We start from the raw sequence: 6,674 nt of genomic DNA, 5'->3' as shown, positions 1-6,674 counted from the left end.
CGTCCCCGTCGGGGACCACCCGGGGCCCGTCCACCCGGTCGCACCCCGCCTCCTGCAGGAGGGAGGCCAGCAGCGGCCCGGAGCGGTCCTCGTAGACGCCCGCCGACGCCCTGTTGGAGACGGTCACCACCAACGCGCGCACGCCTTACTCCTGTCCGGAACGGGTCCAGTGGCCCGTCTTGCCGCCCGTCTTCTCCTCCACCCGCACATCGGTGATCACCGCCGCCGGGTCGACCGCCTTGACCATGTCCACCAGGGCGAGCGCCGCGACGGTGACGGCCGTGAGCGCCTCCATCTCGACGCCCGTCCTGTCGGCCGTACGGACCCGGGCGGTGATCTCCACCCCCTCGTCCACGACGGCCAGGTCGACCTTCACCCCGGTCAGCGCGATCGGATGACACAGCGGCACGAGATCGGGGGTGCGCTTGGCGCCCATGATCCCGGCGATCCGCGCCACGCCGAGCGCGTCGCCCTTCGGCACGTCCCCCGCGCGCAGCACGGCCACCGCCTCGGGCGACAGCAGCACCCTGCCGGTGGCGACGGAGGTACGGGCGCTCACGTCCTTCTCGGAGACGTCCACCATCCGGGCGGCGCCCGACTCGTCCACGTGAGTCAGCTTCATAGCGGTATCACCTCCACCTCGGTGCCCTCGGGCAGCGAGGTCACGTCCTCGGGCACCACGATCAGCGCGTTCGCCCCGGCCAGCGCCGCGAGCTGGTGCGAGCCCTGCCTCGTCACCGGCGCGACGGTCTCGCCGGACAGCACGGCCCGCAGGTACGACCGCTTACCGGCCGGGGACCGCAGCGGCGCGGTGACGGTCGCGCGTACGGTCGCGGGCGGCCCGGCCGGGAGGCCCTGCATCACCCGCAGGGCCGGCTTCACGAAGAGGACGAACGACACGAACGACGAGACCGGGTTGCCCGGCAGCGTGAAGATCGGCACCTGGTCAGGCCCCACGACGCCGAAGCCCTGCGGCATGCCCGGCTGCATGGCGACCTTCTCGAAGGTCACCGTGCCCAGCGGCGACAGGGCCTCCTTGACCGGCTCGTACGCCCCCATCGAGACGCCGCCGCTGGTGATCACGGCGTCGGCCCGCACGAGTTGGGCGTCCAGGGTGTCCAGGAACTCCTTGGGGTCGTCGGTCACCGAACCGGCCCGGAACCCCTCCGCCCCCGCCTCGCGCACGGCCGCGGCCAGCATGAAGCTGTTGGACTCCCAGATCCGGCCGGCGCCCAGCGGGGTGCCGGGCTCGGCGAGCTCGGCACCCGTGGACAGCACGACGACCCTCGGCCGGGGCCGCACCCGCACCCGGCGGCGGCCGACCCCGGCGAGGATCCCGATCTGCGCGGGCCCGATCCTGGTGCCCTCGCGGAGCACCACGTCGCCCGCCCGGACGTCCTCGCCCGCCCGCCGGATCGCGTTGCCGAGCGGGGCCGGCCTGTCGATCCGTACGCGGGCGGTGCCGCCGTCGGTCCACTCGACCGGGACGACGGCGTCGGCGCCGGCCGGCATGGGCGCGCCGGTCATGATGCGGGTGACCAGGCCGGGCCCGAGGGCGTTGAGCCCGCCGTCACCGGCCGCCACGTCCCCGATCACGGGCAGCGTGACGGGCGCGGCGGCCACGTCCTCGGCCCGTACGGCGTAGCCGTCCATCGCCGAGTTGTCGAAGGGCGGCAGCGGGACGGGCGAGGCGACGTCCTCGGCCAGCACGGCGCCGAGGGCGGCGTCGATCTCGACCTCGAGCGGCGCGAGCGGACGCACCGCCGCGAGGATGTCGGCGAGATGGCGGTCGACGGGCTTCATCGGCTCACTGTCCGGACTTGTCGAGGAACTCCCGCAGCCACGGCAGGAACTCGGGGGCGAGGTCGTCCCGGTTCGCGGCGAACTGCACCACGGTCTGCAGATACTCCAGCTTGTTGCCGGTGTCGTAGCGCCGGCCGCGGAACAGCACGCCGTGCACCGGACCGCCCTCCTCCGGGCCCGCCGAGGCCAGCGTACGCAGGGCGTCGGTGAGCTGGATCTCGCCGCCGCGCCCGGGCGGGGTCCGCTCCAGCACGCCGAACACGGCCGGGTCGATCACGTAACGGCCGATGATGGCCCAGTTCGAGGGCGCCTCGTCGGCCGGGGGCTTCTCCACGAGGTCGGTGACGCGGACGACGTCGTCCTCGGCGGTCGGCTCGATGGCGGCGGCGCCGTACAGGGAGACGTGCTCGCGCGGCACCTCCATCAGCGCCACGACGCTGCCGCCGTAGGTCGCGCGCACCTCGATCATGCGCTTGAGCAGCGCGTCGCGCGGGTCGATGAGGTCGTCGCCGAGCAGACAGGCGAACGGCTCGTGGCCGACGTGCTGCTTGGCGCACAGGACGGCGTGACCGAGGCCCTTGGGCTCCCCCTGCCGCACGTAGTGCATGGTGGCGAGGTCGACGGGCTCTTTCACCTGGTTGAGCCGCTCTTCGTCGCCCTTGGCGCGAAGAGCGTCCTCAAGCTCGTACGCTACGTCGAAGTGGTCCTCGATCGAGCGCTTGTTGCGGCCGGTCACCATGAGGACGTCCAGCAGCCCGGCGGAGACGGCCTCCTCCACCACGTACTGGATGGCCGGCTTGTCGACGATGGGCAACATCTCCTTGGGGGTCGCCTTCGTCGCGGGAAGGAAGCGGGTGCCGAGACCCGCGGCGGGCACGACGGCTTTGGTCACGGGATCGAAGTCAGCCATGAGTAGACACTAACGGAGCGGTCTTTGGACAAGATGAACCTGCGTCGGCGCATCCTGCGCGACCGGTCGGAACTCGATGCGGAGACGCTGCGCGAGTCGTCGGCGTCCATCCGGGAGTTACTCCTCGACCAGCCGTGGGTGCAGATGGCGGGCCTGGTGGCCTGCTACTGGTCGACCGGCACCGAGCCGTCCACGCAGGGGCTGATCCTGGCCCTGTGGAAGCACGGCGCCACGGTGATCCTGCCGGTCCAGCGCCCGGACGGCGATCTCGACTGGGCGGTCTACGACGGTCCCGACTCGCTGGCGCCCGGCCCCAATGGGATCATGGAGCCCGTGGACGTCCGGCGCGGCGTCGACACGATCCGCACCGCCGCGCTGGTCATCGCGCCGGCCCTGGCGGTGGACCGGGTCACCGGCGTACGGCTCGGCCGCGGCGGCGGGTTCTACGACCGCGCGCTCGCCCGCGTCGGGCCGAACGTGCCGACGGTGGCACTCCTGCACGAAGGCGAGCTGATGGAGGGGGTGCCGGCCGAGCCGCACGACCAGCGCGTACGCTTCGCCGCCCTCCCGAGTGGAATCGCCCGTTTGGTACAGATGTGACAAGATTGACGTAACGGACGGCGAAGGGAGCGGGTGGGTCTGAACGTCTGGCTGCTCCTGTCCGCCGTCGTCGTCATCGCGGCCATCGCGTCCGTACGGATCGCGCATCGCACCGGCCTTCCCACGCTGCTCCTCTATCTCGGCCTCGGACTGCTGCTCGGTGAGGGCGGCATCGTCGGCATCAACTTCGACAACGCCCAGACGGCCCAGCAACTCGGCATGATCGCGCTCGCCGTGATCCTCGCCGAGGGTGGTCTCACCACCAACTGGAACCACGTACGAGACGCCGTGCCGACGGCGCTCGTGCTCGCCACGGCCGGGATCGCGGTCAGCGTCGTCGTGCTCGCGGCGGGCGTCGCCGTCCTGCTCGGCATGGAGTGGCGGATGGCGCTGCTGCTCGGCGCGTTCCTGGCGTCGACCGACGCGGCGGCCGTGTTCTCCGTGCTGAGGCGGCTGCCGCTGCCGCCCCGGCTCGCCGGGATCCTGGAGGCCGAGTCGGGCTTCAACGACGCCCCGACCGTCATCCTCGTGATCATGCTGAGCGCGGGCTCGTCGCTGACCCTCTCGCTGCCGCACGTCCTGCTGGACACCACCGTCGAACTGGTCATCGGCGCGGCCGTCGGTCTCGCCGTGGGCCCGGCGGGGGTGTACGCACTGCGCCGGGTCGCCCTGCCCGCCTCCGGCCTCTACCCGATCGCGGTGCTGGCGCTCGCGTTCGTCACCTACAGCGGGGCGACTCTGCTGCACGGCAGCGGGTTCCTCGCGGTCTACCTGACGACGCTGGTCCTGGGCAACGCCAAGCTCCCCCACCGCGCCGCCACGCGCGGCTTCGCGGAGGGCGCGGCCTGGCTCGCCCAGATCGGGCTGTTCGTGATGCTCGGCATGCTGGTCGACCCGCGCGAGCTGCCGGGCGTGCTCGTCCCGGCCCTGCTGTCGGGCCTGCTGCTGGTCCTGCTCGCCCGGCCGGCGTCCGTGCTGGTGTCCGCGGCGGTCGCGCGGCTCCTGCGCCTCGGCGCCCTGTCGTGGCGCGAGCAGGTGTTCCTGTCGTGGGCCGGGCTGCGCGGCGCGGTGCCCATCGTGCTGGCCGCGATCCCCTGGGCCGCCGGCCTGCCGGGGGCGAAGGGCCTGTTCAACGACGTCTTCATCATCGTCGTCGTGTTCACGATCCTGCAGGGGCCCACGCTGCCGTACCTCGCCCGGGTGCTCGGCCTGGCGGCGGAGGGCGAGGCGCGCGACCTCGACGTCGAGGCCGCGCCGCTGGAGGAGTTGAACGCCGACCTGCTGCAGGTCCGCATCCCGTCCGGCTCGCTCATGCACGGCGTGGAGATCTTCGAGCTCCGGCTGCCCGCGAACACGATGGTCACGCTCGTCGTACGGAACGGGCAGTCGTTCGTGCCCACGCAGACGACCCGGCTGCTGGCGGGCGACCAGCTTCTCGTGGTCACCACGGCCGCCCAGCGGGAGACGGTCGAACGCCGCCTGCGCGCCGTGAGCCGACGCGGCAAGCTCGCCGGTTGGTACGGCGAACGCGGCAACTGAGCAGGGCCGTCGAACGGGCCGCGGGCGAAAGGGACACCCCGGGGCAATAAACATGGCTGGAGTGGCGTTTGCGCTTGTTGATTGCGTACGATTAGCAATCGACCCGGTCGAGTGCCAGTCTCAGGAGGAGCGAGTGCCTACCTACCAGTACGCCTGTACCGCTTGCGGTGAGCAGCTGGAGGCCGTCCAGAAGTTCTCTGACGACCCGCTCACGGAGTGCCCGGCCTGCCAGGGCAAGCTGCGCAAGGTCTTCTCCGCCGTTGGCATCGTGTTCAAGGGCTCGGGCTTCTACCGGACCGACAGCCGTTCGTCGAGCTCGTCGACGACCACGTCCACCACGTCGTCGGCCTCGAAGGCGTCCGGCGACTCGGGCAAGAAGGAGCCGGCGACCTCCACGAGCTCGTCGAGCACCTCTTCGTCTTCGTCGAGCACCTCCTCGTCGAGCACGTCGTCGTCCGGCTCGACCGCCGCCGCCTGAGGTTATCCACAGGGGCCGGCGGGACGCGCCGGGTGCGCGGCGGCGTTCGCTAGTGTCGGCCCATGGTCAATCGCGCAGACATCGGGGTCATCGGCGGTTCGGGGTTCTACTCGCTGCTGGAGGACGCCGAAGAGATCGACGTGACGACGCCGTACGGCCCGCCGAGTGACTCGCTCACCGTGGGCCGCATCGGCGAGCGGACCGTCGCGTTCGTCCCCAGGCACGGCCGCGGCCACACTTTTCCTCCCCACCGCATCCCCTATCGGGCGAACATGTGGGCTCTGCGGTCCCTCGGCGTCCGCCAGGTGCTCGCGCCCAGCGCGGTCGGGTCCCTGCGCCCGGAGATCGGCCCGGGCGCCCTCGTGATCCCCGACCAGCTCGTAGACCGCACCCAGGGCCGCGAGCAGACCTACTACGACACGGGCGGCGCCGTCCACGTGTCGTTCTCCGACCCGTACTGCCCCTCGGGCCGGGCGGCCGCCGTCGCCACGGCGCACGAGACGGGCTGGGACACGGTCGACGGCGGCACCCTGGTCGTGGTCCAGGGGCCCCGCTTCTCCACCCGGGCCGAGTCGAAGTGGTTCTCGGGCGCGGGATGGTCGATCATCGGCATGACCGGGCACCCCGAGGCCGTCCTCGCCCGCGAGCTCGCCCTCTGCTACACGACGCTCGCCCTCGTGACCGACCACGACGCCGGCGTGGAGGCCGGTGAGGGGGTCACCCACGAGGAGGTCCTGGCCTTCTTCGCCGCCAACGTCGAGCGGATGCGCGCTCTGGTCGCCCAGGTCGTCGAGGCCCTGCCGGAGGAGCGCGCCTGCCCCTGCGGCAGCGCGCTCGACGGCGTCAAGCTGCCGATCGAGCTTCCCTGAGACCATCGATGCGTGCCACGATCCGGCGACCGTCGGCCCATCGGCTCCTTCTGATCGCGCACGGCCGACGACGTGAGGCCGCTCGCGGAACAGCCGGAGCCCGTTTCGGGGTGGTGCGGCCATGCGCGGCGTGAGGCGCCTGGCGGCGCGGCGTCGCCGTCCGATCGCCGCCGTCCTCGCCGGTCTGGCGGTGGCCTGCGTGCTGCTGGCCGTCCGGGCCCCGGACGGGGTGGAGGTCCTCGCCGCCGCCCGGGACCTCCCCGGAGGCCGGCTGACCCCCTCCGACGTCATGGTCGTACGGCTGCCGCCCGACGCGGTGCCCGCCGGGACGTTCGTGCCCGGCACGCCGGTGACGGGCCGCGTGGTCGCCGGCGCGCTGCGCCGGGGTGAGCCGCTCACCGACGCGCGCCTGCTCGGCCCCGGTCTGTTGCGCCAGGCCCAGGCCGGGCCGGCGCCCGCCGGGCAGGGGGTCGTG

At 72.5% G+C, this 6,674-nt stretch carries 9 protein-coding genes; 5 read left to right on the top strand and 4 right to left on the bottom strand.

Annotated features, from left to right (window positions below; genetic code table 11):
- From AB0J39_RS37085 to galU, 4 genes are all read right to left on the bottom strand, one after another.
- The coding region (locus AB0J39_RS37085) for a molybdopterin-binding protein (protein WP_363473462.1) at positions 1-142 on the bottom strand (142 nt) is incomplete at its 3' end.
- A gap of 3 nt (positions 143-145) precedes the next feature.
- Positions 146-622, bottom strand: a complete 477-nt coding sequence (gene moaC, locus AB0J39_RS37080) for a cyclic pyranopterin monophosphate synthase MoaC (protein ID WP_142566122.1) — start codon at positions 620-622, stop codon at positions 146-148.
- Entirely contained in the window at positions 619-1,803 is a 1,185-nt protein-coding gene (gene glp / locus AB0J39_RS37075; RefSeq protein WP_363473456.1) for a gephyrin-like molybdotransferase Glp, read from the bottom strand. The genes moaC and glp overlap by 4 nt, the downstream gene beginning before the upstream one ends.
- A gap of 4 nt (positions 1,804-1,807) precedes the next feature.
- The gene (gene galU, locus AB0J39_RS37070; RefSeq protein WP_363473454.1) at positions 1,808-2,713 is read right to left on the bottom strand and encodes a UTP--glucose-1-phosphate uridylyltransferase GalU; all 906 of its coding nucleotides are present in this window, start codon (positions 2,711-2,713) and stop codon (positions 1,808-1,810) included.
- A gap of 33 nt (positions 2,714-2,746) precedes the next feature.
- Here galU and AB0J39_RS37065 point away from each other — a divergent pair, with 33 nt between their 5' ends.
- The 5 genes from AB0J39_RS37065 to AB0J39_RS37045 form a co-directional block, all read left to right on the top strand.
- Entirely contained in the window at positions 2,747-3,313 is a 567-nt protein-coding gene (locus tag AB0J39_RS37065) for a 5-formyltetrahydrofolate cyclo-ligase (protein ID WP_363473459.1), read from the top strand.
- 33 nt (positions 3,314-3,346) lie between these two features.
- On the top strand, positions 3,347-4,852 hold the full coding sequence (locus AB0J39_RS37060; protein ID WP_363473452.1) for a potassium/proton antiporter: 1,506 nt from the start codon (positions 3,347-3,349) through the stop codon (positions 4,850-4,852).
- Between the two features lie 133 nt (positions 4,853-4,985).
- Positions 4,986-5,330: an FmdB family zinc ribbon protein gene (locus AB0J39_RS37055; RefSeq protein WP_363473450.1), complete on the top strand. Its 345-nt coding sequence runs from the start codon at positions 4,986-4,988 to the stop codon at positions 5,328-5,330.
- 62 nt (positions 5,331-5,392) lie between these two features.
- Positions 5,393-6,199 (top strand): S-methyl-5'-thioadenosine phosphorylase, encoded by an 807-nt coding sequence (locus AB0J39_RS37050; RefSeq protein ID WP_363473448.1) that lies wholly within the window; start codon positions 5,393-5,395, stop codon positions 6,197-6,199.
- A 121-nt stretch (positions 6,200-6,320) separates the two neighbouring features.
- Positions 6,321-6,674 (top strand): SAF domain-containing protein (locus AB0J39_RS37045; protein ID WP_363473447.1); only part of this gene is annotated, 354 nt, incomplete at its 3' end.

Origin of the sequence: Microbispora sp. NPDC049633 (assembly GCF_040675265.1) — a bacterium.
GTDB classification, from domain to species: Bacteria; Actinomycetota; Actinomycetes; order Streptosporangiales; family Streptosporangiaceae; genus Microbispora; species Microbispora maris.
This window is presented reverse-complemented; position numbering and strand designations above follow the sequence as displayed.

Excerpts from the sequence above, each read along its gene's own strand:
- moaC (WP_142566122.1), bottom strand. The coding sequence starts at position 622 with ATGAAGCTGACTCACGTGGACGAGTCGGGCGCCGCCCGGATGGTGGAC.
- glp (WP_363473456.1), bottom strand. The coding sequence starts at position 1,803 with ATGAAGCCCGTCGACCGCCATCTCGCCGACATCCTCGCGGCGGTGCGT.
- galU (WP_363473454.1), bottom strand. The coding sequence starts at position 2,713 with ATGGCTGACTTCGATCCCGTGACCAAAGCCGTCGTGCCCGCCGCGGGT.
- AB0J39_RS37065 (WP_363473459.1), top strand. The coding sequence starts at position 2,747 with ATGAACCTGCGTCGGCGCATCCTGCGCGACCGGTCGGAACTCGATGCG.
- AB0J39_RS37050 (WP_363473448.1), top strand. The coding sequence starts at position 5,393 with ATGGTCAATCGCGCAGACATCGGGGTCATCGGCGGTTCGGGGTTCTAC.